The sequence below is a fragment of the Armatimonadota bacterium genome (genome assembly GCA_013314775.1).
Classification (GTDB): domain Bacteria; phylum Armatimonadota; class Zipacnadia; order Zipacnadales; family JABUFB01; genus JABUFB01.
In genome coordinates this window covers 1-23,935 of sequence record JABUFB010000026.1, presented here as the reverse complement: position 1 = coordinate 23,935, position 23,935 = coordinate 1, and the positions used below count along the sequence as shown (strand labels likewise).

Here is a 23,935-nt window from a genome sequence, read left to right as displayed (position 1 = left end):
TGAGATATGCGATGGACGCGTCGAAATCCGTCCGCAGGCTGGCGACGGCTTCCGGCTCCCCAGCCTGCCAGTCTTCGACGAAGCGCTCAAGCCCCTCGTACGCGTTGACATTCAACGGCGCTATCGAGACTGTGCTCACGGAGCTACCCCCTCGGAGATTGGTTTTGGTGGTAACCTGCCGTTCTCCGAACAAAGGGTCGCTCCCTGCGTTCTCAGCAAAATCCACGCCCCGGCACTAGACTTCGGTGCGGATTCCGTCCAGAAGGTGCGACGCGGGTGGCTGTCGAACTGATCTAACACGACGCCCGTTACCGGGCGACCAATCACGCACAGACACGCAGAACGAGCGCATAACCTGAGTTACACTGAGCACATAAGCCCTACGGACTTACGCGCACAGGTGCTGAAAACCTGAGTGCATAATCCGGCTTATAGACTCACTTTCCGCTGCTTATGGGCTCACTTTTCGCGCCGAGGGGATGATCGGGCGATGAAGTGAGCCCTGTTGCAGTATTATGGTCTCACTTTCGGACACTCGGAGGTTGCCCGCATCGCGCCCGGCAGACGGGAGCCGAATGAGCTCAGAAAACTGCTTATGGTCCCATCGGCAGATCCGCGGTCTGACAACGCCAATCATCAAGGAGCGTTGTCCCATGCGAATCGAGCCGCTGTATGAAGAGTTCCTGACCTACCTCTCCGTCGAGCGCAACTGCGCAAAGCTGACTGTTGAGGCGTACCAGTCCGATGGCCGGATGTTCCGGCGTTTTCTCGAAGAACTGGGCAGTGGACCGGACGTGGAAGCCGTCACGAAGCACGTGCTGCGGCAGTATGTGGTCTGGCTGCGGGAACGCGGTTTGCAGCCCGCGACCGTTGCCCGGCGTATCCACTCGCTGCGGTCCTTCTGGAACTACCTCTGGGACTGCGAGTACACCGACGTCAACCCCTTCCGCAAGCTGACACTCCCGAAGCAGTCGCGCAAGCTGCCGACGTACCTTTCCGAGGACGACTGCCGGTGCCTGATCGAGGCCGCGGGCGAACAGCCTTCTGCGTTCCTGGCGTGCCGGGACCGGGCGATCCTCGTCTTCATGCTGTTCACGGGTGCGCGGCGGAGCGAAGTACTGGGGCTGACGTGGGACGCGGTGGATCTGGAGGAACTCACGGTGCGGTTCGTGGGTGCGAAGGGGGACAAGAGTCGGGCGGTGCCGTTAGCCGAACCCGCCGCGGAAGCGCTGCGGGAGTGGGGAGCCATCCGACCGAACTGCCAGCACCGCTACGTGTTCACGACCCAGTGGGGCGCGCGACTGGGGAAGCGGAGACTGTGCACGACGCTTGATCGCGCTCTGCGTGCCGCGGGCATCGATGCGTCGGTGACGCCCCACAAGCTACGGCATTCATTCGCTTGTATGATGCTGCGCAGTGGCGCGGACCTGAACTGTCTGCAGCGCATGCTGGGCCACACGCGCCTGGACACGACGGGGGTCTACCTGCAGGCGACCGCGGAGGACTTACGCGAGGCGATGGCGAGGTATCCGCTGGGCCAGGAGCTCCGATGAGCCGGCTCCTACCCAACGCAGCAAGTGGCACGGGCCGAAGCAGGTGTGCCCCAACCTGCTCGGGCACGGCATCGGGGCCAGCGAGCGGAGGGGCGGCATGCTCCCGAGCCGGCTTGTCGCGCGGCCTCAGCCGCGCGGTCGCGCCTTCCGTTTGCCACTCGTTTCGCGGGCGCGCCTTGCATCCTCGGCGATCTTCAGTCCATCTCTCTCGTACGTGTTACCGATCGCGCGGGCAATGTCAGCGGCACGGAGCATGTGGCGCTCCGTGGCCTCCCAGTTGTGTTCAGCCCACGCGAACTTGCCTGCGTATACGCTCCAGCACAGGCGATCCCACTCGGTGGAGTGCCGCCATTGATCGATGGCACCCCAGCAGCGTTCGGCGACATCCATCTTCCCATCCACGAGAGCACACATGCCCTCCTGGTAGCGGATTCCCGGCGCGGTTATTCCACCGGCATCCCCCGCAGTCAGCTCAAGTTCCCCGTCATCGAGTGGCAGCAATCGCGCCCTCAGGGTTTCCTGCCCCGGGCGACGCGCCATGTCCAGCAGCCATTCGAGAGCGGTCCCTGCTACACAACTGGAGTGCTGCTCCAGTGCGCTATGATAGATGTCCAGCATCTCGCCCTCGACCGATCTGGGGCCGTCGATGATGGACGAATGGTAGAGCCACCGCAGACGGTTCAGGGGCAGATCCACCCATTCCGAGACCGCCCCACCGAGCCTCTGTGCAAGGATCGCGCTGCTTCGACAGAATGTGTCTCGGGCCAGTACCAGCCGGCCTGCGCGAGAGTGGCACCCCGCGAGGGCGTTCAGCAGCAGCACGTACGCCGCGTCCTGCGCCTGTTCCCGGGTGCCCGGGGCCGGTGCATGCAGACGTCCGAGCACAAGGGGTCCCAGCTCGGACAGGATGGCAACTACGGCGATCGTCTGAGGAACCCCTACGTTGCAGCGCGCTGCGTCCTCGTACCTGACCGCGGTCTGCAGGATCGTCTCGTCGTCCACACTCACATATGGGGGCAGCAGCCCGGGGTAGTGTCGGTCCACACACGCCGCGAAGACAACCGACTTGAACTGCTCAACTTCCGCCGCGCTGATCTGGTGCGCCTCCAACACACGGCACAGTGCTTCGAGTTCCTCCGTGCCCGCGGGCGGCTGGCCCTGTTCCCACCACCGGACCACCCCGGTGGTGACGGGGCGATGCCCGTTCAGGTGCCGCTGGACCGCGTTCGCGAGTTGCGCCTGGCTGAGCCTCGCCCATTCTGACCGCCACACACGCAGGAACGTCCCCATCGCCCTCGCCGGCTCCACCAGAACCACCCCGCAGAAAGTGTGCAGAAGATTCTGCGCATGGTCTCACAATTGTTGTACGTATTTTATCATTAAATACACAAAAGACAATCTAATGTCACACGGGTTTTCACGAAAGTCCCCGCATTATTGCGGGTATCCGGCGGGGTCATCCCGCAGAACCAGAACGGGTCACAAGGAGGTCGTGGGAGATGCGAGCAACGCTGTCGGTCCTTATGGTTACTGCCGTGCTTGTGGTGCTCGTGGCGTTTCCCGGCTGCGGTGGAAACGGTGACTCGAACCTCACAGCGGCGGATACGGCGGCGAAGCCGGTGAAGCCGCCGCCGCAACCGCCGCCGCCAGCTCTCGCAGGCAAGCTCGTGGGGAGCAAGGTCGTTGACAAGCGCAAGGGCACCTGGGGCATGTTCACGATGAACCCGGACGGTTCATCGAAAGTGCAGGTGCCGGTCAGTGGATCGGTGGTGGCCCACTGTTGGAGCAAGCCGGACGCCCAGTTGATACTCACCTCCATCGGAGGCCTCTCCACCGTCCCCCGGACAAGCGGGACGCCCACCGCGTTTGTGGTAGAGGACGAGCCTGGCCTGCCGCGAGGAAACAGTCTCTCTGCCAGATGGTCGCCGACCGGCAGGATTGTGTTCTCCAGACAGTGCTACGACATCCGGTTGACCGATGGCTATATGCAACAGTGCATTGCGGTCGAGGACTGGCCTAATGGCCCGGCACAGCTGCTGACCGAGGGCTATCGGGACTCAGCGCCTGTCTGGTCGCCGGATGGGGACTACATCATGTTCGAACGCGTCATCGGCGCCAGTATCACCAAGATGGTCATGCCCGCCGCCGGGGGGAGCCCTGGGTGATTGACGCGACCCTGCATATCGTTGGCAGCGCCGACTGGGGCCGCGACGCCGCGGGGCAGAACTGGTTTGCTTACGGGCCGACAGGAAGGAACGTGTACAAGCTGGCGCTCAACCCGGACGGTACGACGCAGGCGGGAGCAGTCCCGGTGGACTTCGGCGACAGTGGCTGGACAATGTCAGGGAAGAACCCGCGCTGGTCACCTGACTGCACGCACATCGTCTTCTCGAACGAGGGTGACACCAGCAAGTACGCAACCTACATCCTCGACGCATCCACGGGGGCCTTCTGGCAGATTGGCGACCTTGCTTCCGTGGACTGGGCCGCGCAGTAGGCCCCTCGTTGATGGAAGCTCCAAGGCGAAGGCGCTGCCATGCGCGAGCACCCACAGCCGCGCACGCCGGCGCCTGAGTGTTTGTGGCGTCCAGACCACGAGGCGTCGCAGTTCCTGCAGCAAGCGGTCCGACGGGGGAGAGCCGGCGCGATGTCAGTGACCTACGCAATCGCGCCCTCATGCACATGCAAGACGGGGCGGCCGCTGGATGCGGCCGCCCCGTCTTGGTGTTCGGACTGATTTGTGGCTACTTCTCGGTGCAGTTCGGACAGCTTCCGTCGCAGTTGGACTTGTCACCGCGTCCCGTGCCATCCCGCGGGCCGGTCTTCATCCCGCGGCCCTGCGCAGGAGCGTTCCACCTGCCGCCCTGACCGCTGCCTGCCTGGTGCCGGTTGCCGACCCGTGCCCCCTGTCCCTGACGGTGTCGGTACGCCTGGCCCTGGCCCTGTCCCTGACCGTGTCGGTACGCCTGGCCAAGGCGCTGGCCATCTCTCGCCTGCCAGCGGAAGCCATGCTGTTCCTGTTCAGCCATGCGGCCGTGGAGCCCTGGCCCCGCCTGAACTCTCTGTCCGGCCGTCACTGCGGGCTTCTGCGCGTCTTCATTGTCGCGCACTTCGGCGGATGCGGCCACGATGCTCAGCGTCAGTGCGAAGATCCCGACGATCACAGCGTAGGTAAAGATGCGGTTGGTCATTTCTGCCACCTCCATTGTTTTGTTGCGTCTGGCTATATGACGGTACTGAGAGGAGGTGGATTCCATTTTCTTTTTCCAGGCCCGCGAGATCCGCAGATCGGTCGTCTTCAGCCTCAGCGCCCCCGCCAGGCCACGGCTCTACTCCATGCCCTCCGCGATCTTCTCCAGCTCTTCCCTAGGCAGCGCGCCGGTGACGACAATGTTGATGCCGCCCTTCTGGGCTGTCACCACATTGCCCAGAGGGCCCACTGCCCGTTCGAACCGTCTCGGCGTCCCGGGGGGGTGGGATGCGTCGCCCTGGCCGCGTCCTCGGCCGCCGTGCTCGCCCGCCCCTCGCCCGTCCCGTTGTCCGTTCAGACCGCGGCCCTGCCCGTTCGCCCGTCCGGGCCTTCCGGCCTGCATCTGTATGATCGAGAGCGGGCTCAGGCCGTCGGTGTAGCGCAATTCGGCAGCCAACCGGGTCCCCTGGCGCAGGCGGTGCAGGTAGCTGCCCTGCTCCTTGAAACCCGGAGGGATATAGCGCGGGGCCATGAGTTCGAAGCCCACGGCCTTCTGCAACGCCCGCTGATCGGTGGCCTCGATCGTCACGGATGGCCCTTGCTCCGAGGGTGGCGGGGCCTGCGGGACTGGGGGTTCCACGTCGAAGCGGATCGTTTCATACCGCGTGTCTGAGATTGCTCGACCGTCAGTGGCGATGGCCACGGTGCGCAGGGGGAAGTGGGTCTGCTGGTCGACCCAGAGATCCAGCCCGCCACCGCGCCCGCGACGTACGGCAACATGCAGCGCCGGCCGCTCAGCCACACGGGTCGCCCCGAGTATCCGCACTACGTAGTGCTGGCGGAGCAGATCCCGGTCCACAGAGGGCGGGTCTTCACCGACCTGCATGGCTCGCATGCCCCGGCGCCCGCCGCCCCGGAACCAGACGCTACCGTTCATCTGGACCAGTTCGGTCCCCCCCAACGGCCCGTCAAGATAGCGAATGACCGCGCGGCCGGACCCACGATGGATCTCCGCCCGCGACTGTACGAACCCGGCGGGGGTGTAGGCGCGAGTCACCACGGTGCCCTTGCTCGGCAGTTCGCGCCTGGCTTCCTGCGCCGCCACCACAAGCTCAATGGCCCGGTGGCGCGCGAGTTGCCCGTACCCGACCATCGCGGCGACCGCTACCACCAGGGCGCCGAGGAAGAAGAGTGTGATCGTCTTGACCTGGGAACGGCCTGCCCTCACCCGTCGTCGCCTCCGGTTTCCAGCATCGCGAGGCTCATGCCCAGCGCAGCCTGGTCGGACATGGGCTGCTGCCAGCTCAACGCCACAAGCTGCTCATCACTGACCTGCGTGCCAGCAATGTCGAAGTTGGTATCCGCCGGGGTCACCGGTGGCAGTACCATCCCGTGCAGTGCGATCACGGCAATGAGGGCGGCAGCGGCCATGGCCAGCGCGGGCTGCCACACCGACTGCCACCCGGAGAGGCCGCGGCCGCGTGGGCGCAGTTGGCCGCGCACCGCCGGCCACAGGTCGGGCGGCTTGTCCGAGGGGAGCGTACCCAGGGCAGCGCTCACCGACCGGAATCGCGCCAGTTCCCGGCGGCATGCCTGACAGTCCCGCAGGTGGGCGTCGATCGCGGTTGAGAGCGTCTCGGGCAGCACTCCCAGGTCATACTCATTGAGTTTCTTTCGCACCTGTGAGCAGTTCATCGCCATTGACCTCACATGTTTCGCTCCAGTTTCCTCTTCAGCAAGTCGCGACCCCTGGCAAGGCGCGAAATCACGGTGCCCTTCTTCAGATTCAGCGCGTCCATGATCTCCTCGACGGACATGCCCTCCAGATGGTGCATCAACACGACAGTCCGCTGGTGCTCGGGGAGGCTCATGACCGCGCGCCGCACCGCGGCGTCGAAGTCTCTCTGCGACACATCCTCCGCGGTCCGGGCTCCGTCGTCGGCGACTCCTTCCGCTCCGCGCGGGTCGTCCTCGATCCGCGTCTCGGGTGGCGCCGACCTCAGGGCGTCCCGGGCGACATTGAGCAGGATTGACCTCAACCAGCCGCCGAATGCCCGTTCGTTGCGCAGGCCGGGCAGTTTCTCCCACGCTTTGACGAACGTCTCCTGCGTGACATCCGCGGCCGCGTCCGCCGAACCGGTGAAATGGAGAGCCAGCCGGTACATGGTATCCTGGTACTGGCGGAAGAGGGACCCGAAGGCGTTCTCATCCCCTTGCTTCGCGCGATGCACCAGTTCCTGCTCATTGGCGTTCATCGGCGGTCGGTCACCATACCTGATCTGAACTCCGCTGTGGCCCGGGGCCCCCGCGCTCGCGAAGGGTCCCGGGCCGCTGCCACGCTTCACTCAAGCCTGATCGCGCCCGTGGGACAGGCCTTCGCCGCCTTCACGATGATCGGCGGCGGATCGCCCGCGGGGTTCCTGACGTACGCTTTGTGCGTGCTGCGATTGAGCGCGAAAGTTCCCGGCGCGATGCGGACGCACTTGCCGCAACCCGTGCACTTGTGCACAAGGACTTTGGGCGTTCCCCTGCCTGCAGACTGCCCCCCGGCGCCGGCGGTTGCATCCACAGTTGCGGGATCCGCCGTCGGCACGTTCTCCGCGGGGGATGCAGCCAGTTGGAGGCCAGTTTCCCTGCCCGTGGGCGCCGACCCGACGAGCCCGTCCCATGCCAGGAGCAATCCCGCCGCCAGACTTGCCACACACACCGACCCGATGAAGCCACGCCGAGACATCGGCGGCAGACCCTCTTCCTTCGTATCAGTTCCGGTAACCATGTCATCTCCCCTTCCACGGAGTCATGGGTGCTCTCATCAGGAATGACGTTGCGAGGAGATGACAGATTCCCTTTTCTGACCAGTGGATGCGCGGAAGACCGTCGGGGCAGGAGCTGCGTCTGCGGCCGGGGAGGCCTTCCAGGGCGCCTCATCCGACCTCTGGTGTGGCCCGTCGGGTACACGAGGCTGGCCGCCCATCAGGGCTGGCTGTTACCCCTTCACCCACGCCTCGATGTCTCCCGCGGCGTAGGCGTTGTAGTAGTGCAGTATCAGGTCCTTCGTGCGGTATCGGCCGAAGCGTTCGTGGTCGTGGCGCTTCACGATGGGGAATGTCTCCAGCACGTACTCGGCTTCCTCACGGGTCAGGCCGTACAGGTGGAAGTACAAGGCGTCAAGCTGGCAGCGCAGGTGCAGGCGGCGCTCCTCGTCCCACACGAAGGGCGGCCGGACCTTCCCTTCCTCGTCCACATACCCCATATCCTGCGCGAACCCGGCGATGTCGTGGGCGGTGTAGGTCAGCTCCAGGACGCGGGGGGCGATGAAGTCCGCCAGCCGCAGGCCGTGGAAGTCCTCCTCATAGCGCTCGGGGGGAAGGACGGGGAGTTGCTGGACTATGAAGTAGTTGAGATGCTGGCCTCCGACTTTCTGCCGAGCCACGTAGTCAAAGGCGAGGGCGCACAGGTTGGCCAAAAACATCGCCATGCGCGGTCCCGGTTGGCGGTCAGTCAGCAGCAACGGCAGATTGTTGCCCGCTCCTGCCCACGGAATCGCACTCGCTATCATCGTGCGTTCGTTGGTGGGTGAGGTCACATCCTTGAAGGCGAGAAACCAGGGCAGTGCGGAGTCCGTTCTGTCTACCACCTCATCCGCCGGTACCCAGAACTGCGGGGTGACCGAGAAGCTCGTGTCTGCGTGTTGCTCATCCGTGGTCGCTTCCGGCGAGGCGGGACGGTGCAGGTTCTCGGGGTTCACCTTCACACTCGCAGCCCGGTGGTCGTACATCTGCACCATCTTGCCCTCATACAGCGGCAGGCACGTCTCGGCTCCCCGTTTCCAGACGTTGTTCCCGACCGGGTAGTAGCCTTCGTCCTTGAGTTCCTCAAGCGTCCGGAACAGGCCGGAGTCGTTGGTCATGTCGAACATCCGCAGGTAGCGCACGCCCCAAGGGTTCTCTTCGCCGTCCGCCGTCGCGCGAACCAGTACCGGCATGCGCTGGTAGATGGCCCGAGTCAGTTCCAGGTCGCGGCGACCGCGGAAGATGGGGCAGGTCCGAGTGTTCGGGTTCATCAGCGCGCAGTCTTCCGGCTGGATGGTGAAGACGCGCTCGGGGTTCTTGAGGTCCTCCTCCGTGTGCAGGAAGAAGCCGCAGGCTATCTCCTCCTGGGGCTCGCCACCCGAGAGGATGATGAGGGTGAACTTGAAGCTGCGGTGCACATCGGCGAACACGGTCTCGCGATTCTCGAAGTCGAGCAGCGTCTGCAGCGCCCTGTGCTCCACGAGGTCGGCGAAGAAGGCGGAGGTGGTGCTGTCGGTGGCGATGCCGCTGGGCACGACGAACCCCAGCCGACCGCCAGGAACAAGCATGGAGCGCCCGCGTTCGGTCATCACGGCATACAGGTTGGTGTCCCCGCGGCCCATGAAGGGGAACTGGCCGGAGTTCCGGGTCCAGGCCAGTTCCAGGTCGGCCTGGGCCTTGGCCTGCTGGTACTCGGCCCACAGGTCCGGGTCGGTCTCGGGGAGCTTCGCCACCAGGGCCTTCCGCCTGGCCGCAGTCGGGGCAAGTGCGATGGTGGGCGCTCGCAGGGCGAAGAACTCGTTCTCCTGGAGCTTGATGCGCTCCCACGGCGGATTGCCCACCACCGCCGAGAAGCCGCCCTCCGCGACGGGCCGCCCGTGCTCGTCGAAGAACACGTCGGGGAACTCCAGTTCCCAGTGGAAGAAGCGGTACCGGGCAGCCAGTTCCGCGCTGCGCTCCAGCGCCGTCGAGGCGGCTTCGGAGAGACTGCCGCCGTCGCCCTGCAGATGCTGGACGGCCTCGTGATAGACGGCGGCGGTGTAGTCATTGCCGAAATGGGCGCTGCACCACAGGTCGGCGATGCGGCGATAGGGCAGGCGATGGACCTGTTCAGCTTCGGCGAGGAGGAGGCCCTTGCGGTGCACGTCCTCGCGGGTCTCGGAACGCTCGCGTGCCATTGCGTCGAAACCCAGGCGCAGACCGGTGGTGTGGGCCATGAACTCGGCATAGTCGAACAGAGCCATCTGTGCGGAGCTCTGTGTCGCGGCACGGTTGCTTCTGCCGCCCGCGCCCTTTGTCAGCGCGACCTTGCCCGGCAGGGCGAGACGGTCCATGCGCGCGCCGATGAGGGAGTTGCCGCAGCGCAGGTGGTGGTCCAGGAAGGACAGGGGACGGCCCTTCGCCACGGTATCCAGCCACAGGGAGAGCTTGGCCAGTTCCACCGCGAGGGGGTTGAGGTCCACGCCGTAGATGCAACGCTCCACCACCTGGCGCTTGAGCGCGGGAAGGTCGGCTTCCTCGTCCGGCGCATCCGCGCCGGCGGGGGATGCGGCTGCGCCCTGCTCGAACAGCTTGTGGGCCAGGAAGTCGGTGACCTCCACCAGGAAGTGCCCGCTGCCCATGGCCGGGTCCAGGACCTTGATATCCAGGATGTCTTCGGGCGACTGGCACTTGTCCACGAGCGGCCCGAGGGTGTTCTCGACGATGTATTCCACGATGAACTGCGGGGTGTAGTAGCTCCCGGTGGCCTTGCGTTCGCCCTTGTCGGTGACCAGGTAAAGCTGCCCGGCTTCGCAGCGCTCCTGTTCGGGACCAACCTGCCCGGCTTCGGCCAGGGGCACCCACTTGTCGCGGCCATCGCGCCGGATGACCACCATGGGCTCGGTGGCCTGCGCAAGCTGGTATTCCAGCAGGCCCTCATAGATGCTGCCCAGATGACGGACGCCCAGGTCGCGGTAATCCACGAAGCCCTCGGACGTGCAAGCCATGAGGTTCACGAGCCGCGCGACGTAGCGGTCCGGGAGCTCGTTCTGTTCGAGGAACGGGTGCGTGTCAGGGTCGAACAGCCCGCCATTGTAGGCGGGGATGCCCAGTTCGGGGTCGCCCTTGTCGATGCTGACGAACAGCTCCTTCAGCCGCGGCCAGAGTGTCACGCGGCTGAGCGAGAAGCTCTCGGGTCCCTGGGTGAGTTCCTGCTTGATGGCCTGCAGGGAGTAGCGCTCGGCATACTGGCGGCTGTCGCGCAGGGGCAGGAGGTCCGCGGCCTCAGCATAAAGGATGAACAGCAGGCGGTACAGGAGCACCAGGGCGTTGTCATAGATTGCCTGCAACTGGGCGGGGCTGCTCTGGTTCGGCGCGTGACCCGCGAAGCCGCGACAGGCTTCGAGCAGCGCCCGGTAGACGCCCTCCTTGACGTCCTCGCGCAGGCGGTTGGCGGCAAGCTCGGACTGCGAGCGCACGTATTCGAGGAACGACGGCCCGTTCGGCCCCGGCAGGAAGGCATCCCGGCGGAAGAAGAGCCACAGGTACGCCAGCGCCTGCGGGTCGTCTCCCTCCAGCAGTGGCGAAGAAGGCATAGTCGGGCTTGTGCTGCCCGGCAAGCGGCTGGGGCTCGACCACGTGGCCGAGGAGGGCGAGGACGGGCTTGATGAAGTGGTCTTCGAGTTGGGACTCGCTGTACTGCGCGACGAGATGCTTCTGCTGCTGCTAGAGGGCGGATGGTTTGTGGCGGAAGTCGTCCAGGTCCTGAACCTGCCAGAGCGCGGCCACCTGCGGGAGCACATCCTGCAGGTAGTGGTCGGTGAAGAGCCCTTCATTGCGAGAAGGCGCGAAGCGAAGTTGGATCTGGGAGATATTGATCGGCCCCCTCCGGCGGGATCTGGTAGGGGCAGGTTCGGCGGAGAGAGGAGGGAGTCCGCCTCGGCGGGGAGGCATGTTGGCGCGCCGCCCGCCAGCTCTCGACGTCCCCCCGTATGACTATGTGGAATCTATCATCTCCCATTAGTGAAGCTTGAGACAATGCGGTGCCCATTCCGAATAAACTGACCATGCTGGACGCTGGGGTCCAGCGATCCTCCGGGGGCAGTTCGGAGGTGGCGATTTGGGGGCGAGGGTCCTGATCGTGGAAGACGAGCCGATGCAGTCGTCGATCCTCGTCGATTGCATGCACCTGTGGGGGTATACCGCGTCTGTCGCTGGCAACTGCAAGGCCGCGCTGGCGCTCCTCGCCGGTCCTCCGCCTGATCTCGTTGTGATGGACATTGTGCTAGGCGATGGCAAGGGCAGAAGCGTGTACTGGGCTATGCGCGCAGATCCCGGGTGGTCCTCGGTGCCTGTCGTCTTCACGACCGGTCTGCCCGAGCCGGACACGTGGAAAGAGATGCAGGGCATTTCGGCCCTGGTGCTGCGCAAGCCCTTCCACATCAGTGATCTGAGGCTATCGATCGTGAGCGCCCTGTCTCTCGCTAAGGCGCGCCGGCCACAGAGACGTGCGAAGGTCGCAGCAAGCTGAACGGCTTCCCTTTGCCGCTGGAGTTCTCGGCCCGTACCTCCCCCGGTAACGGTTCAGGCTCTGGCGGCTGTCTGTGTCGGATAGACCCCAACCACCGGCCTGCCTGACGGGCAGTCCCACCGGCTCCAATATTCAGCGCTCCTTCCTCGGCCTTCCGGCCTTGCCAGCTTCGATGAGGCCTTCATCTCGCAGGCGCCGTTTGATGCGGCCGACGACGCGGCGAGCATACTCCTCGAGTTCCCTCTGGGAACCGGCCAAAGCGCCGGTGCGCTCCTCCTCATGCTCCGCGCCCAAAGGATACAGCCCCTCCGACACGAGGATCCGTGCGATCTCCCACCCGTTCTTGCCCTCCCGGCACCATTCCAGGACGCGCTGCTCGCGCAGGCGTATGGCGTATCGGCGCCGGGACATGTGCTCGAAGCGGCCGGGGAAGCGTTCCTTCAGGCGCGCCCACAGCCTGGCGTCCTGCTGCGGCTTCGCGGCCGTGACCAGACGGATCGAGCGGCGACAGCCAGGCCAGGTCGACCGTCTACCGGACCGGAGAGCCTGACGCGTAGGGAGCAGGCCTTCATGTACCACCATTCGCAAGGCAAGACACCGGAGACCATCGCGCGCGATCTCGGCATCGGAGCACAGCGAGTCAGGTACCAACTCGCCAACGCACGCAAGAAGCTGGGCGCGGCGACCCTCGATGAAGCCTGGGAGACTACGCGCGAGTACACCGAGGGCAACCTGCACTGGCTGCCCTTGCCCGGCCGCAGCCGCAAGCACAAGCCGCCCAAAGAGGGCCCACTCCTGACCGACGCCCAGCGCGCCCTGCTCAGCCACCTGGACAAGGGCGCCAGCGTTGCCCGGGCCACCGAAGCGCTTGGCATCTCGATCAACACCGCGTACGTGCAGCTGAAGAACTCCCGCGACCGCCTCGGATGTGCAGGCAATGAGGGATCGGTGAGGAAGGCGAAGGACTTGGGGCTGGTGGGGTAGGCGAAGCCCGTGGGAGTAGTCCGAGACAGGCCTGATGCATGTATGGACACGCAAAGCGCTGAGATGAGCGGGGATTAGGGCTGCGCACGAAGCGGCCGCCCAAGGCTCGCTTCGCGCTCTCAAAAGGCGGCAGTGCAGGCTGCTTGGAGCGACGAGGGCGCTCAAGTGTCGCCGAGCGAGGAAGCGGGAGGACTTGGCTGAGGCGAACCGGGGAGCGTATGCGGGGTTCTGGGGCTTTCCGAGTGAGGCTCGCGTGTCGCCTTTTTGGGGGCCAGACTACGGGCAGATGGACTCCTTCACGCCGCGCCTACGTCTTGCGCCGAGCTCTGCATTGAGCAGACACGTTAGCATCTTCTAATCGCCCAACTAAGCTGCTTTAATGACTGCCGGGTACCATCGCGCCAGTATCTACTTCTTCTGGTGCGAGAGTCCGGCATCATGACGGTGGCCCGCCCACAGACCTGCTCGGTTGAGGCACAAGCCAGGCACGTTCCCGTCTGGTTCGTTGCGACGGCAGCCTGCCTGTGGCTGCTGTTCGCGGGTCTGGGGACGTACCCTCTGCTGGACCCCGACGAGGGGCGTTACGCCGAGGTGCCGCGGGAGATGATCGAGAGCGGCGACTGGGTCACTCCCCGGCTGAACTACGTGCCGTACTTCGAGAAGCCTCCGCTGACCTACTGGATCGTGGGCGCGAGCATGCGGCTGTTCGGGCAGACGGAACTCGCAGCACGGCTTGCCCCCGCTGCGTTTGGCTTCCTGGGCATGCTGGTGGCATGTTGGCTTGGGGCAGTCACTCTGGGGCCCGCGGCGGCCCGGTGGGCTGCCGCGGTCCTTGTGACATCCCCCATGTTCTTTGCGATGGCACGCATTCCGGCCACCGACATCTTCTTGTCGGTGCTTTTCGCCGGTGCCCTCACGGCGTACTGGTCGGGCGAGAACGGCAGAGCCCGAGTCTGGCCTTCCCGCGTTCTCGCCGGGCTACTGCTCGGTCTGGCCATCCTCGCCAAGGGTCCTGTGGCGCTGGTTCTGTTTGCGGGTATCCTTGGGACGTATCTGCTGTGGACCAGGCGCCTGGGCCAAGGTCTGGTGCCCCTGCTTTCCGTGCTCGGCATGGCGGCGATCGTGGCTGCCCCGTGGTTCCTCGTGGTGGCGGCACGCAATCCCCAGTTCAACCATTATTTCTTCGTGGTGCAGCATTTCCAACGCTTTACAGGAGACCACTTCAGCGAGCACCGCAAGCCGGTCTACTACTTTCCTGCACTGCTCGTGCTGGGCTGGCTGTGGTGGTCGGGGCTGTGGCCGATCTCGCTCAAAGGAGCGTACACCCGGTGGCGTGGGCTGAGTGATGATCGCCGTCGTGCAGTGGCCTTCCTGATATGCTGGTGCGCCGTGGTTGTGGTCTTCTTCTCACTGTCGTCCTGCAAGCTCGCGCCCTATATCCTGCCCTGCTGGTGGCCCCTTGCGGTCGTTACGACGGCGTTGACGCATCGGCTATTGGACCGTCCTGCCGTCGGTCGAGGTACACAGTGGGTGATCCGGGGGACTGGGGCGACGCTGGTGCTGCTCACGCCAGCGCTTTACTGGTACTCGGGACATCAGAATGAGATCGCGCCGGATGCCATCCGTGCCCCTGCTGTCCTGCTGTGCCTGGCATGGGCGGCGGCGGGCATCTGCTTCCTGGCTGCTCCCGCGATTGCGGGAGTAGAGCGTCGGATGGGGCTACTGGTCGCTGCCGCGTGGCTTGCCCTTGCCGGCCTGATCCCGGTGTTCGCCACGGCGTCCGCGAAGCGAGACGTCTACGCGCTATTGCCTGCTCAACTCAGGCCCGTGGACAAGAACGAAGGCTGGGTTGTCGCGCAGTACAGATGCTACAACCAGTCGCTCAACTTCTACACGCGATCCCGCGTGATCGTGATCGATAGCGTGGGCGAGATCCGGCTGGGCCTAAATGAGCCCGATGCCGATCAGTGGTTCCTCGAGGGCGAGGACGAAATCGACCGTCTCAGTTCCCGCGGACCGCTGGCCCTGGTGGTTTCAGACCGGGACGCCAGACGCGTCGCAGATGCGCATGACCTCGATATATGGGCGCTGGGGCGTGATCGGGGACTTCTCATCAACCAGGAGGCCCGCAAGCTGCTGGGTCCTCCTCCAGGAAAGCAAGGAACGCAATGAGACAGGAATTCCTGCCGTTTTGCCGACCGACAATCGGCGATGAGGAGATCGCGGAAGTAGTGGCGAGCATGCGTTCAGGTTGGCTCACCACAGGGCCCAAAGTGCAGCGCTTTGAGGAGATGCTGGCCGAGCAAACCGAAGCTGCACATGCGGTGGCCATGAACTCGGGGACTGCCGCCCTGCACGTGGCGCTCCTGTCGCTGGGCATCGGTCCGGGTGATGAGGTCATCACGACGCCAATGACCTTCGCCGCCACGGTCAACATGATCCTTGCTGTTGGCGCCAGGCCCGTCCTGGTGGATATCGACTGCCGCACGCTCAACATCATCCCGGAACAGATCGAAGCCGCCATCACGGCCTCGACCCGTGCGATTATTCCTGTGCATTTCGCCGGGTTGCCGTGCGACATGCAGGCGATCCATGCCATCGCGCGCGAGCACGGCCTCGCGGTGATAGAGGATGCCGCCCATGCAATTGGCTCGCGGTATCAGGGCAGGCCCATCGGTGCGCTTTCCGATGCCACCTGCTTCAGCTTCCACCCGATCAAGACCATCACGACCGGCGAGGGCGGCGCGCTGTGTACCAACGATGACGCATTGGCCGAGCGCGCGAGCATCGTGCGCTTCCACGGGCTGAGCAAGGACTCTTGGAAGCGCTACGAGGCGCGGGGCAACGCGCAGTATGCAGTGATGGCCATGGGGTTCAAGTACAACATGCTGGACCTGCAGGCTGCCATCGGCCTACACCAGTTGCCCCGGCTGAATGACTTCATACAGCGGCGCACCGACCTTGTCGAGATGTACCGTGAGGGCCTGTCGGGTCTGCATGCCCTCGTGCTTCCGGCCTATGCGCCCGACGGCGATGTGCACTCCTGGCACCTGTACACGCCCAGAGTACGTCCAGAACTGCTCGGCATGGACCGAGACGGTTTCATGGAGGCCCTGAAGGCTCACAACATCGGCACGGGTCTGCATTTCACGGCCATCCATATGCACCCGTACTTCGCCGAGACCCTGGGCTACGGACCGGGGAGCCTGCCCAACGCGGAGTGGGCATCGGATCGCATCCTGTCTCTGCCCCTGTTCCCCCTCATGACGGACGAGGACCTGTGCGACGTGGTGAATGCCGTGCGTGCAATTGCGGGGGATATGTGATGGGGCAGGCACAGGACCCGATCTACTTATCTGTCGTTGTGCCCGTATACAACGAGGAAGAGAACATCCCCGAGCTCCTGCGCCGCCTGGTCGGCTCGGTCAGATCCATCGGCAAGCCGGCTGAGATCATCTTCGTAGACGATGGCAGCAGCGACCGGAGCCTGCAACTGCTGACGGCGTTCCGATCACCCACTGTGGATGTTGTGGTCGTAGAGCTATCCCGCAACTACGGACAGCATGCCGCCGTCATGGCGGGCTTCAGCCAGTGTCGGGGTGAGATCATCGTCACCCTGGATGCGGACCTGCAGAATCCACCGGAAGAGGTGCCGCGGCTGGTGGCGAGGATGGCCGAAGGGTATGACGTGGTTGGCACGGTACGCAAGCACCGTGACGACCCGCTCATGCGGCGGGTGGCTTCGCGCATCGTCAATGCCATGGTCGGACGCGCCACCGGCCACCGGATGCATGACTACGGCTGCATGCTGCGAGCCTACAGCCGGGAGATAGTGGCCGCAATGCTGGAATGCCCGGAGGGGCGCACGTTCATTCCGGCGCTCGCGATGACTTTCGCCCGACGCGCCACCGAGATCGAGGTGGACCACGCGCCGAGAGGCAAGGGCAAGTCCAAGTACAACGTATGGCGACTGGTGAAGCTCAATCTGGACCTGATGATGGGGTTCACGTCCATCCCCTTGCGTATGTTGAGCGGCACGGGTTTTGTGATCGCGGCAATCGGGCTGCTCTTCTCACTCTTCCTGATGTTGCGGCGCCTGTTTGTGGGCCCTGAGGTCGAGGGTTTGTTCACGCTTTTCGCCATCCTCTACTTCTTTGTTGGCGTTCAGATAATGGCCCTGGGGCTGCTGGGTGAGTACCTGGCTCGCATGCATGAGGAAATCAGGCACAGGCCGCGCTACCTCGTCCGCTCTGTCAGTTCTACAGGAGGCGAACAGCAGTGAGAGCCCTAGTGTTCGGATACCACGACGTTGGCTATGAATGCCTGGAAGAGCTAGTCGCCCAGGGACATGAAGTTGCTGCGGTTGTTACCCATGAGGATGATCCGTGCGAGAACGTCTGGTTCCGGTCCGTCCCCGCTCTGGCTCGCGACTGCGGTCTCCCAGTGATGACGCCGGCAGACCCGAATGTACCCGACGTGGTGGATGCGCTCCACGATCTGGCTCCCGACATCATCTTCAGCTTCTACTACAGGCACATGCTGAAACGCGCCTTACTCGAGCTGGCGCCAATGGGCGCACTGAACCTGCACGGCTCATACCTGCCTTTCTACCGGGGCCGCTGCCCCGTGAACTGGGTGCTGCTGCACGGGGAATCCGAGACCGGCGTCACGCTGCACCACATGGTGGAGAAGCCCGACGCTGGGGACATCGTTGCGCAGCGCAAAGTGGCTATCAGTTTCGATGACACCGCGCTCACGCTCTACGCGAAGATGACACGGGCGGCGCGAGAGATGTTTGCCGAGGTGCTCCCAGCTCTGGCCGCCGGAACAGCGCCGCGCATCCCGCAGGATCACAGCCGGGCCACGTACTTCGGCGGGCGCAGACCCCAGGACGGCCGCTTCCAGTGGGGAGACCGGGCCACCGACATCTACAATCTTGTGCGGGCGGTGACCCATCCCTATCCGGGAGCATTCGCTGAGATGGGGGGCACGAAGCTTACGGTGTGGTGGTGTCGACCGGGAAGCGGAATGCCCTGCGGCGTACCACCGATCCCGGGGATGGTCCTGGCTGTGGGCGAAGACGGTCCGCGCATCGCCACAGGCGAGGGCTGGCTGGAGCTTCTCTCTGTGCAGGTGGGCGACGGGCCCGTCATGGACGGGAGGCAGTTCGTTGCGGCGTACGGACTCGAGCCTGGTGACGATCTGTTCCGAGGGGCTGGGCAGCTCGCAGCAAAGTAGGCGCCTGTTCAGGCGCAAGCGGATGTTCAATCCATGGGCAATCGGCTCATCGGCAATGAGAGGGATCGAGACATGAACGTACTGATCACAGGCGGTGCAGGGTTCGTTGGGTCACACCTGTGCACCGCTTTCATTGAGCGCGGCGACAGCGTGACCTGTCTGGACACGGGGGCGGTGAAGAAGGTGCAGCACCTCCTCGACAAGCCAGGGTTCCGGTATGTCCACGACAGCGTCCTCAACGAGCGAATGGTTGACGCGCTGGTCGCCAACAGCGATCTGGTCTACCATCTGGGCGCAGTCGTGGGCGTCGAACACTACGTGGCCGACCCGTACAGCGTGCTCAACGTCAACGTGAACGGGACGCAGGAGGTACTGCAGGCCGCGTACCGGCACGGGAAGAAGGTCGTGTTCAGTTCGACGTCCGAGGTTTACGGGCGAAACCCAAAGATACCCTGGTCTGAGAATGATGACCGCGTTCTGGGCTCTACGGCCATCGACCGCTGGTGCTACTCGACGTCGAAAGCAGTAGGCGAGCACTTCTGCCACGCATTCGGGAAGATGGGGCTGGAGTACGTGATCGTGCGCTACTTCAATCTTTACGGGCCGCGGCTGGACGCCCTGGACCACGGCCGGGTCATCACTATCTTCCTGGGTCAGATTCTCTCTGGAAGGCCTGTCACGGTGGTCGGGGACGGTATGCAGACGCGCTGTTTCACGTACGTGGACGATGCCATCCGGGCCACCGTGGCCGCGGGCCTGAACCCAGAGGCCGTCGGCGGCACCTTCAATATCGGGACGGACCGTGAGACGACCATCCGCGAGCTTGCCGAGATCATGGTCTGTATCTCGGGCGGGGGCACGGAGATCGTCTACGTTCCGCAGGAGGAAGTCTATGGGAAGAGCTACGAGGACATCCCTCGCCGTGTTCCGGATATCACGCGCATGCGCAACATCCTGGGCGTCGAGCCCTCCACGTCGCTGAAAGATGGTCTCGAGGCAACGTATGAGTGGTTCCGCGCGCAGCACGCCGAGGAGGATCTCCGGCCCAGGGCGATGAGTATGGTGGAGAGCCGCTGATGATGAATCGGTGTCCTGGCGGCTATCTGGGCATCAAAGTGGATGTGGACACCCTTGTCGGCCACCAGAAGGGCGTGCCTCGGCTCCTCGAGCAACTCGAGGAAGCAGGGGTGCGCGCGACGTTCTTCTTCTCTGCCGGGCCCGACCGTTCGGGTGTGGCCATCCGCCGTGTGTTCACCCAGCGCGGCTTCGTCGCCAAGATGCTGCGCAACAGGGCTCCCAGCACCTACGGGCTGCGCACGCTCCTGCAGGGGACGCTGCTTCCGGCTCCCCTGATACTGCAGGCCGATCCAGGAATCGTCAGGGAAGTGGCTCGAGCCGGCCACGAGGTGGGTGTGCATGGGTGGGACCACATCGAGTGGCATGACAACCTGAGCAGAATGTCCTGCGACCAGGTCCGGGATCATCTGGAGCGCGCATTCGAAGCGGTTGCGCTGGCGGCCGGTACTCGGCCCGCCTGCTTTGCTGCTCCAGGCTGGCAGTGCTCCCCGCAAAGCTTGGCCTGGCATGACGCCGCAGGTCTGGTTTTCGCAAGCGATGTGAGAGGCTTCGGGGGCCCGTTCCGGCCGCGCATAGGCGACACAACATTCGCGACCCCCCAGGTGCCTACTTCGTTGCCAACGCTGGACGAGGTGTGGGGACGCCAGGTGCGGTCCGCGGAGGATGCGGCGGCCCATTGGCTTCAGCTGCTGCAGGTCGGGGCCAATGTGGTCACAGTCCACGCCGAGATCGAGGGCCTGGCAATGCCCGGGGCTTTGCCCGCACTGGTGGCCGGAGCCCTTGCACGGGGCATGGACGTGGGGCCGATCGGGTCAGTCGTTGCCGGTCTGCAGAGCTCAGAGCTTCCCGCGCGTAGTATTGCGCCGGTCTCTTTGCAGGGCCGCGCCGGCAAGGTTTGGTGTATCATGGAGTAGCCATGAAGATCCTGCTGGTGGAAGATGACGAGAGGCTGTCACGTTTCATCGACAGGGGCCTGAGCGAAGAGGGCCATGCTGTTGTAGTGCGTGCCGATGGCTACGACGCGGAAGACCAGATACTCTTCGAGCCCTATGACGTCGTCATCCTCGATCTCATGCTGCCCGGCCAGTCCGGCATCGAGGTACTGCGCCATATCCGTGCCACGGGCGTGAATACGCCGGTACTGATCCTGACGGCCCGTGACAGGCTCGAAGACAAGGTGCGCGGACTGGAAGCGGGCGCTGACGACTATCTCACCAAACCCTTCCAGTTTGAAGAACTCCTTGCTCGCCTTCGCGCCCTGGCGCGCCGCGGCCAGACCATCGCGCCCAGCGTCCTGCGGTTCGGCCCGATTGAGGTGGACACGGCCAAACGCCACGCGACCTGCGATGGGCACGATATGCCACTCACCCACCTGGAATTTGCCCTCCTTGAGTACATGGTCCGGCATGGCGGCGAGGTACTCAGCCGAGCCCGCCTCGAACAGCACGTCTGGGGCGACGACTACGACCGGGGGACGAACGTGGTTGCCGTATACATCAACTACCTGCGCAAGAAGCTGAACGCTCACGGCATGGGCAATCTCATTGAGACGGTCCGCGGCTCTGGCTACCGGTTGCGGAGTGAAAGATGAACAAGAGCTTCCAGCGCGCCCAGGCTGAGTTGAGTCTGCGCTACTTCATCCTCACTTCAGCCATCATTTTCTTTCTGGCTGCGGGGCTTGCCGTGCCCTATCGGCTTCGCGATCTGCAACTGGTCGATCAACAGGTGCAGCGCCAGGCGCAGTGGATCGCGAGTTCTCCGGAGTCAGTCGACGATCCTGCGGAACTGGTCCATGAGTTTGAGGAGATCGGTCTCGTCGCGCGCGAGCCCATGGGGGTATTGGTGTACGACCGCTCAGGCAAGATCGTGGTGGAGCATGGGATCCTGCAAGGGATGCCTATACACACATACCGATCGGCGGGGCCAGGCGCCGCCACCCAGACCTTCAGTGTGGTCACGGAGCACACGGGGCCTTCCACGCGTGGTCCCGCTGGCAGTGGCATGCGACCGCCCGATACTTCGGGCAATGGCGGAGAAGACCACACCACGCTCTACTCCGAAGGGGTGCTCTTCGACCTGACCGCTCCCGGTAGGCCAAGGATGCGAGCCGTCGTTGTAACCCCTCTATCACCCGATTACAGCGCTGCCCTCGTGGCGGTGGATGCGGCGGCATCTGACGCCAAGTTCCGTTCGCTGCTTCTCATCCTGCTTGCGTCGGGCACGGTGGCGCTGTTGCTGACGGCCATTCTGGCCCCGCGCTTCGCTGCCACCGCCCTGGCGCCGGTCCAGGAATCATACCGCCGCATGCAGCAGTCGCTCGCAGACGCATCTCACGAACTGCGCACTCCGCTCACCGCCATCCTGGGCGAAGCGGAGGTTACCCTCAGGCACCCGCGAGATCTGGACACGTACCGCCAGTCCCTCGAGTACTGCTACACGTACGCGAACCAGATGATAGACGTGGTTGAGACGGTACTGGAGTTGTCTCGTGCTGATGCGCGTATCCCCATCGTTGACTTGCAGCCCGTGGATCTGTCGATGGTCGTCGAGAGCGAGGTCGAAGCGATGCGTCGGCGTGCTCCGGACGGCGCGACGATCATCTGCGAGGCACCACCGGGCCACGTTGTCCTGGGCGACATGGACCAGCTTGCCCGAGTGACCCGGAACCTGGTCCAGAACGCACAAAACAGCACGCCACCAACGGGGGAGATCCGGGCGAGCGTCGGCCCCGGACCGGACAGGAACACGGTTGCTCTGCGTATCACCGATAGCGGCCGGGGGATCGCGCCCGAGCATCTCCCACACATTTTCGAGCGCTTCTACCGCGCGAAAGACACGGACGGCAAAGGGCGCGGCAGCGGACTTGGGCTCTCGATTGTCCAGGCAATCGTCGAGGCGCATCACGGGACCGTGACGGCGGAGAGCAAGCCCGGGGCCGGGGCGACATTCACGGTAGTCCTGCCTGCAGCACAGCAGGTTCGGAGATAGCCGCCTAAGCCATCTTCGCCTCCGCGAGAGGCGCACCGCCGCAGCGCGCAGCGCAGCAACGCGCGCCGATTTCGCGGACATCCGTCACCATCGTGGTGCCGGGATGACCGACGCACAGGAACTGGGCAGCAAGACCTCCGTCGCGCTTCTCTCCGTCATCTAGAATACCGTTCTCGTGCTGCTGAAGCTCGCAGTAGGCATCAGCATTGGCGCAGTCTCCATCATCTCAGAAGCCGTGCACTCAGCGGTGGACCTGGTCGCGGCGGTCATCGCTCTGACGGCCGTTCGCGTGTCGGGTAAACAGGCGGACGCAGACCACCCTTTCGGGCACGGCAAATACGAGAACATCTCCGGAGCCGTCGAAGCTCTGCTCATCTTCGCAGCTGCAATCTGGATCGTCTGGGAATCGGTCCGCAAGCTCCAGCACCCCGCGCCTATGGATGCGGTGGACTGGGGTGTGGCTGTCATGCTCCTGTCGGCTATGACCAACATGGTGGTATCGGCAAGGCTGTTCAGCGTCGGCAGGGAGACGGATTCCATCGCCATCCAGGCTGACGCGTGACACCTGAGGACGGACGTGTACACTTCCCTGGGAGTCATGGTGGGGCTCGGGGTCATCTGGGCCGGGAAGCGCATCCTCCCCGGTACGGATCTGGAGTGGGTCGATCCTGTCGCAGCCAATGCGGTCGCGGCTCTGATCACCAAGGCTGCCTGGCGTCTCACTGCCGATTCCGTCAGGGGTCTGCTGGACACAGGTCTTGGCGTGGACGAGCTGGGGTTCATCCGGGATCTTCTCGCAGGACTGAGACCCCAGGTCTGCGGACACCCCCATCTGCATACCCGGAAGGCCGGCGCCACCAGGTTCATCGAGATGCACGTCGTCGTGGATGGCAATCTGACGGTCACGCAGTCGCACGCCTTCACTGAAGCGATCATCGCCGGCATCCGGGAGCTCTTTCCGAAAGGCCGGGTGATGATCCACGTTGAGCCGTGCGGCTACGACTGCGACGCTCTCTGCAGGGCGGGCTGCCTCGTTCCGGAGCGGCAGCGGCCCGAGATAGATCGATAGGTCGCGGCGCCGTGGCGAAGCAGACTGCGGCTTCGCATTAGGGAGCGCTCCGAACGCCACCGCGCAGTCTGCCCTCGCGTCGCACCTGCTCCACGGACGCGGCAGGCGCCAGCGTTCCCCACATGATCAAGCACCTCTGCGCAGCGAAAGAGAGATGGCGCTGTCTTGTGGCATGCGCTGGGATCATCGGACTGCGCCCGCTCCATGAGAAGGGGGCCTGTACGAAAATCTAAGGTCCGGCATTGTGTAGCATAGTTATAAGATCGTCGGTCTCGTGTACCCATGGCTTGCCGCGTTGCTTGGCGTTGAGCCTTGCGATCACCAGGAACATCCCCACGTTGGCGCCTGTGTCGCTGTGGTACGCCGTGGCGCGGTCCAGGGTGCGGCGCAAGGGTCTCATCACCCCGCCTTCCATCGCGTTGGTCGTGCGATAGCGCCGGGGATGCTTCACCTTGAGCGGTCTGAGATATGCGATGGACGCGTCGAAATCCGTCAGCAGGCTGGCGACGGCTTCCGGCTCCACAGCCTGCCAGT

The 23,935-nt window shown here is 64.4% G+C and carries 26 protein-coding genes; 16 read left to right on the top strand and 10 right to left on the bottom strand.

From position 1 onward, the window contains the following. Positions 1 to 139, bottom strand: a 139-nt coding sequence (locus tag HPY44_21865; GenBank protein NSW58669.1) for a hypothetical protein, incomplete at its 3' end; no start/stop codon positions are given. Positions 140 to 653: 514 nt separating this feature from the next. Here HPY44_21865 and HPY44_21860 point away from each other — a divergent pair. Next, positions 654 to 1,553, top strand: coding sequence for a tyrosine-type recombinase/integrase (locus HPY44_21860; protein ID NSW58668.1), 900 nt, complete (start codon positions 654 to 656; stop codon positions 1,551 to 1,553). Positions 1,554 to 1,679: 126 nt separating this feature from the next. On the opposite strand, the gene HPY44_21855 is transcribed toward HPY44_21860, so the two are convergent. Continuing rightward, the gene (locus HPY44_21855; protein NSW58667.1) at positions 1,680 to 2,861 is read right to left on the bottom strand and encodes a helix-turn-helix domain-containing protein; all 1,182 of its coding nucleotides are present in this window, start codon (positions 2,859 to 2,861) and stop codon (positions 1,680 to 1,682) included. Between the two features lie 191 nt (positions 2,862 to 3,052). On the opposite strand from HPY44_21855, the gene HPY44_21850 reads away from it, so the two are divergent. Both HPY44_21850 and HPY44_21845 read left to right on the top strand, forming a co-directional pair. After that, positions 3,053 to 3,718, top strand: coding sequence for a PD40 domain-containing protein (locus tag HPY44_21850; GenBank protein ID NSW58666.1), 666 nt, complete (start codon positions 3,053 to 3,055; stop codon positions 3,716 to 3,718). Further along, positions 3,715 to 4,050, top strand: coding sequence for a hypothetical protein (locus HPY44_21845; GenBank protein ID NSW58665.1), 336 nt, complete (start codon positions 3,715 to 3,717; stop codon positions 4,048 to 4,050). The genes HPY44_21850 and HPY44_21845 overlap by 4 nt, the downstream gene beginning before the upstream one ends. A 247-nt stretch (positions 4,051 to 4,297) precedes the next feature. On the opposite strand, the gene HPY44_21840 is transcribed toward HPY44_21845, so the two are convergent. The 6 genes from HPY44_21840 to HPY44_21815 form a co-directional block, all read right to left on the bottom strand. Further along, the gene (locus tag HPY44_21840; protein ID NSW58664.1) at positions 4,298 to 4,744 is read right to left on the bottom strand and encodes a hypothetical protein; all 447 of its coding nucleotides are present in this window, start codon (positions 4,742 to 4,744) and stop codon (positions 4,298 to 4,300) included. A gap of 138 nt (positions 4,745 to 4,882) precedes the next feature. Beyond that, positions 4,883 to 5,971, bottom strand: a complete 1,089-nt coding sequence (locus HPY44_21835; protein NSW58663.1) for a hypothetical protein — start codon at positions 5,969 to 5,971, stop codon at positions 4,883 to 4,885. Next, positions 5,968 to 6,438 (bottom strand): zf-HC2 domain-containing protein, encoded by a 471-nt coding sequence (locus HPY44_21830; protein ID NSW58662.1) that lies wholly within the window; start codon positions 6,436 to 6,438, stop codon positions 5,968 to 5,970. The genes HPY44_21835 and HPY44_21830 overlap by 4 nt, the downstream gene beginning before the upstream one ends. Before the next feature lie 11 nt (positions 6,439 to 6,449). After that, positions 6,450 to 6,998, bottom strand: coding sequence for an RNA polymerase sigma factor (locus HPY44_21825; GenBank protein ID NSW58661.1), 549 nt, complete (start codon positions 6,996 to 6,998; stop codon positions 6,450 to 6,452). A gap of 86 nt (positions 6,999 to 7,084) precedes the next feature. Beyond that, the gene (locus tag HPY44_21820) at positions 7,085 to 7,519 is read right to left on the bottom strand and encodes a ferredoxin (GenBank protein ID NSW58660.1); all 435 of its coding nucleotides are present in this window, start codon (positions 7,517 to 7,519) and stop codon (positions 7,085 to 7,087) included. 210 nt (positions 7,520 to 7,729) lie between these two features. Then, entirely contained in the window at positions 7,730 to 11,110 is a 3,381-nt protein-coding gene (locus HPY44_21815; protein ID NSW58659.1) for an N-6 DNA methylase, read from the bottom strand. 10 nt (positions 11,111 to 11,120) lie between these two features. Here HPY44_21815 and HPY44_21810 point away from each other — a divergent pair, with 10 nt between their 5' ends. Together HPY44_21810 and HPY44_21805 are read left to right on the top strand one after the other, a co-directional pair. After that, on the top strand, positions 11,121 to 11,510 hold the full coding sequence (locus tag HPY44_21810; protein ID NSW58658.1) for a hypothetical protein: 390 nt from the start codon (positions 11,121 to 11,123) through the stop codon (positions 11,508 to 11,510). Between the two features lie 124 nt (positions 11,511 to 11,634). Continuing rightward, on the top strand, positions 11,635 to 12,045 hold the full coding sequence (locus HPY44_21805) for a response regulator (GenBank protein NSW58657.1): 411 nt from the start codon (positions 11,635 to 11,637) through the stop codon (positions 12,043 to 12,045). 132 nt (positions 12,046 to 12,177) lie between these two features. Here the strand turns inward: HPY44_21805 and HPY44_21800 are convergent, their stop codons facing one another. Then, the gene (locus HPY44_21800) at positions 12,178 to 12,456 is read right to left on the bottom strand and encodes a hypothetical protein (GenBank protein NSW58656.1); all 279 of its coding nucleotides are present in this window, start codon (positions 12,454 to 12,456) and stop codon (positions 12,178 to 12,180) included. Positions 12,457 to 12,615: 159 nt separating this feature from the next. On the opposite strand from HPY44_21800, the gene HPY44_21795 reads away from it, so the two are divergent. From HPY44_21795 to HPY44_21745, 11 genes are all read left to right on the top strand, one after another. Next, complete coding sequence (locus HPY44_21795) at positions 12,616 to 13,029, top strand: hypothetical protein (protein ID NSW58655.1); 414 nt, start codon at positions 12,616 to 12,618, stop codon at positions 13,027 to 13,029. A 438-nt stretch (positions 13,030 to 13,467) separates the two neighbouring features. Beyond that, positions 13,468 to 15,201 carry a glycosyltransferase family 39 protein gene (locus HPY44_21790; GenBank protein ID NSW58654.1) on the top strand — a complete coding sequence of 578 codons (1,734 nt, stop codon included), beginning with the start codon at positions 13,468 to 13,470 and terminating at the stop codon, positions 15,199 to 15,201. Then, on the top strand, positions 15,198 to 16,355 hold the full coding sequence (locus HPY44_21785) for a DegT/DnrJ/EryC1/StrS aminotransferase family protein (protein NSW58653.1): 1,158 nt from the start codon (positions 15,198 to 15,200) through the stop codon (positions 16,353 to 16,355). The genes HPY44_21790 and HPY44_21785 overlap by 4 nt, the downstream gene beginning before the upstream one ends. Then, positions 16,355 to 17,311, top strand: coding sequence for a glycosyltransferase (locus HPY44_21780; GenBank protein NSW58652.1), 957 nt, complete (start codon positions 16,355 to 16,357; stop codon positions 17,309 to 17,311). Before HPY44_21785 ends, HPY44_21780 begins: the two co-directional genes overlap by 1 nt. Further along, positions 17,308 to 18,267, top strand: a complete 960-nt coding sequence (locus HPY44_21775; protein NSW58651.1) for a formyltransferase — start codon at positions 17,308 to 17,310, stop codon at positions 18,265 to 18,267. The genes HPY44_21780 and HPY44_21775 overlap by 4 nt, the downstream gene beginning before the upstream one ends. A gap of 33 nt (positions 18,268 to 18,300) precedes the next feature. Beyond that, positions 18,301 to 19,344 (top strand): NAD-dependent epimerase/dehydratase family protein, encoded by a 1,044-nt coding sequence (locus HPY44_21770; protein NSW58650.1) that lies wholly within the window; start codon positions 18,301 to 18,303, stop codon positions 19,342 to 19,344. Then, positions 19,344 to 20,258, top strand: a complete 915-nt coding sequence (locus HPY44_21765) for a polysaccharide deacetylase family protein (GenBank protein NSW58649.1) — start codon at positions 19,344 to 19,346, stop codon at positions 20,256 to 20,258. Before HPY44_21770 ends, HPY44_21765 begins: the two co-directional genes overlap by 1 nt. A gap of 2 nt (positions 20,259 to 20,260) precedes the next feature. Then, positions 20,261 to 20,935 (top strand): response regulator transcription factor, encoded by a 675-nt coding sequence (locus HPY44_21760; GenBank protein ID NSW58648.1) that lies wholly within the window; start codon positions 20,261 to 20,263, stop codon positions 20,933 to 20,935. Next, positions 20,932 to 22,332, top strand: coding sequence for a HAMP domain-containing histidine kinase (locus HPY44_21755; GenBank protein ID NSW58647.1), 1,401 nt, complete (start codon positions 20,932 to 20,934; stop codon positions 22,330 to 22,332). Before HPY44_21760 ends, HPY44_21755 begins: the two co-directional genes overlap by 4 nt. Positions 22,333 to 22,507: 175 nt before the next feature. After that, a complete protein-coding gene (locus tag HPY44_21750) occupies positions 22,508 to 22,894 on the top strand; it encodes a cation diffusion facilitator family transporter (protein NSW58646.1) in 387 nt (128 codons plus the stop codon). 15 nt (positions 22,895 to 22,909) lie between these two features. After that, complete coding sequence (locus tag HPY44_21745) at positions 22,910 to 23,401, top strand: cation transporter (protein NSW58645.1); 492 nt, start codon at positions 22,910 to 22,912, stop codon at positions 23,399 to 23,401. Positions 23,402 to 23,630: 229 nt separating this feature from the next. On the opposite strand, the gene HPY44_21740 is transcribed toward HPY44_21745, so the two are convergent. Continuing rightward, positions 23,631 to 23,935 (bottom strand): hypothetical protein (locus HPY44_21740; GenBank protein NSW58644.1); only part of this gene is annotated, 305 nt, incomplete at its 5' end.

Bases quoted from the DNA above. Each gene is read 5' to 3' on its own strand.
- HPY44_21860 (NSW58668.1), top strand. From the start codon at position 654: ATGCGAATCGAGCCGCTGTATGAAGAGTTCCTGACCTACCTCTCCGTC.
- HPY44_21850 (NSW58666.1), top strand. From the start codon at position 3,053: ATGCGAGCAACGCTGTCGGTCCTTATGGTTACTGCCGTGCTTGTGGTG.
- HPY44_21840 (NSW58664.1), bottom strand. From the start codon at position 4,744: ATGACCAACCGCATCTTTACCTACGCTGTGATCGTCGGGATCTTCGCA.
- HPY44_21830 (NSW58662.1), bottom strand. From the start codon at position 6,438: ATGAACTGCTCACAGGTGCGAAAGAAACTCAATGAGTATGACCTGGGA.
- HPY44_21825 (NSW58661.1), bottom strand. From the start codon at position 6,998: ATGAACGCCAATGAGCAGGAACTGGTGCATCGCGCGAAGCAAGGGGAT.
- HPY44_21820 (NSW58660.1), bottom strand. From the start codon at position 7,519: ATGGTTACCGGAACTGATACGAAGGAAGAGGGTCTGCCGCCGATGTCT.
- HPY44_21815 (NSW58659.1), bottom strand. From the start codon at position 11,110: ATGCCTTCTTCGCCACTGCTGGAGGGAGACGACCCGCAGGCGCTGGCG.
- HPY44_21800 (NSW58656.1), bottom strand. From the start codon at position 12,456: ATGTCCCGGCGCCGATACGCCATACGCCTGCGCGAGCAGCGCGTCCTG.
- HPY44_21795 (NSW58655.1), top strand. From the start codon at position 12,616: ATGTACCACCATTCGCAAGGCAAGACACCGGAGACCATCGCGCGCGAT.
- HPY44_21790 (NSW58654.1), top strand. From the start codon at position 13,468: ATGACGGTGGCCCGCCCACAGACCTGCTCGGTTGAGGCACAAGCCAGG.
- HPY44_21785 (NSW58653.1), top strand. From the start codon at position 15,198: ATGAGACAGGAATTCCTGCCGTTTTGCCGACCGACAATCGGCGATGAG.
- HPY44_21780 (NSW58652.1), top strand. From the start codon at position 16,355: ATGGGGCAGGCACAGGACCCGATCTACTTATCTGTCGTTGTGCCCGTA.
- HPY44_21770 (NSW58650.1), top strand. From the start codon at position 18,301: ATGGGCAATCGGCTCATCGGCAATGAGAGGGATCGAGACATGAACGTA.
- HPY44_21765 (NSW58649.1), top strand. From the start codon at position 19,344: ATGATGAATCGGTGTCCTGGCGGCTATCTGGGCATCAAAGTGGATGTG.
- HPY44_21760 (NSW58648.1), top strand. From the start codon at position 20,261: ATGAAGATCCTGCTGGTGGAAGATGACGAGAGGCTGTCACGTTTCATC.
- HPY44_21755 (NSW58647.1), top strand. From the start codon at position 20,932: ATGAACAAGAGCTTCCAGCGCGCCCAGGCTGAGTTGAGTCTGCGCTAC.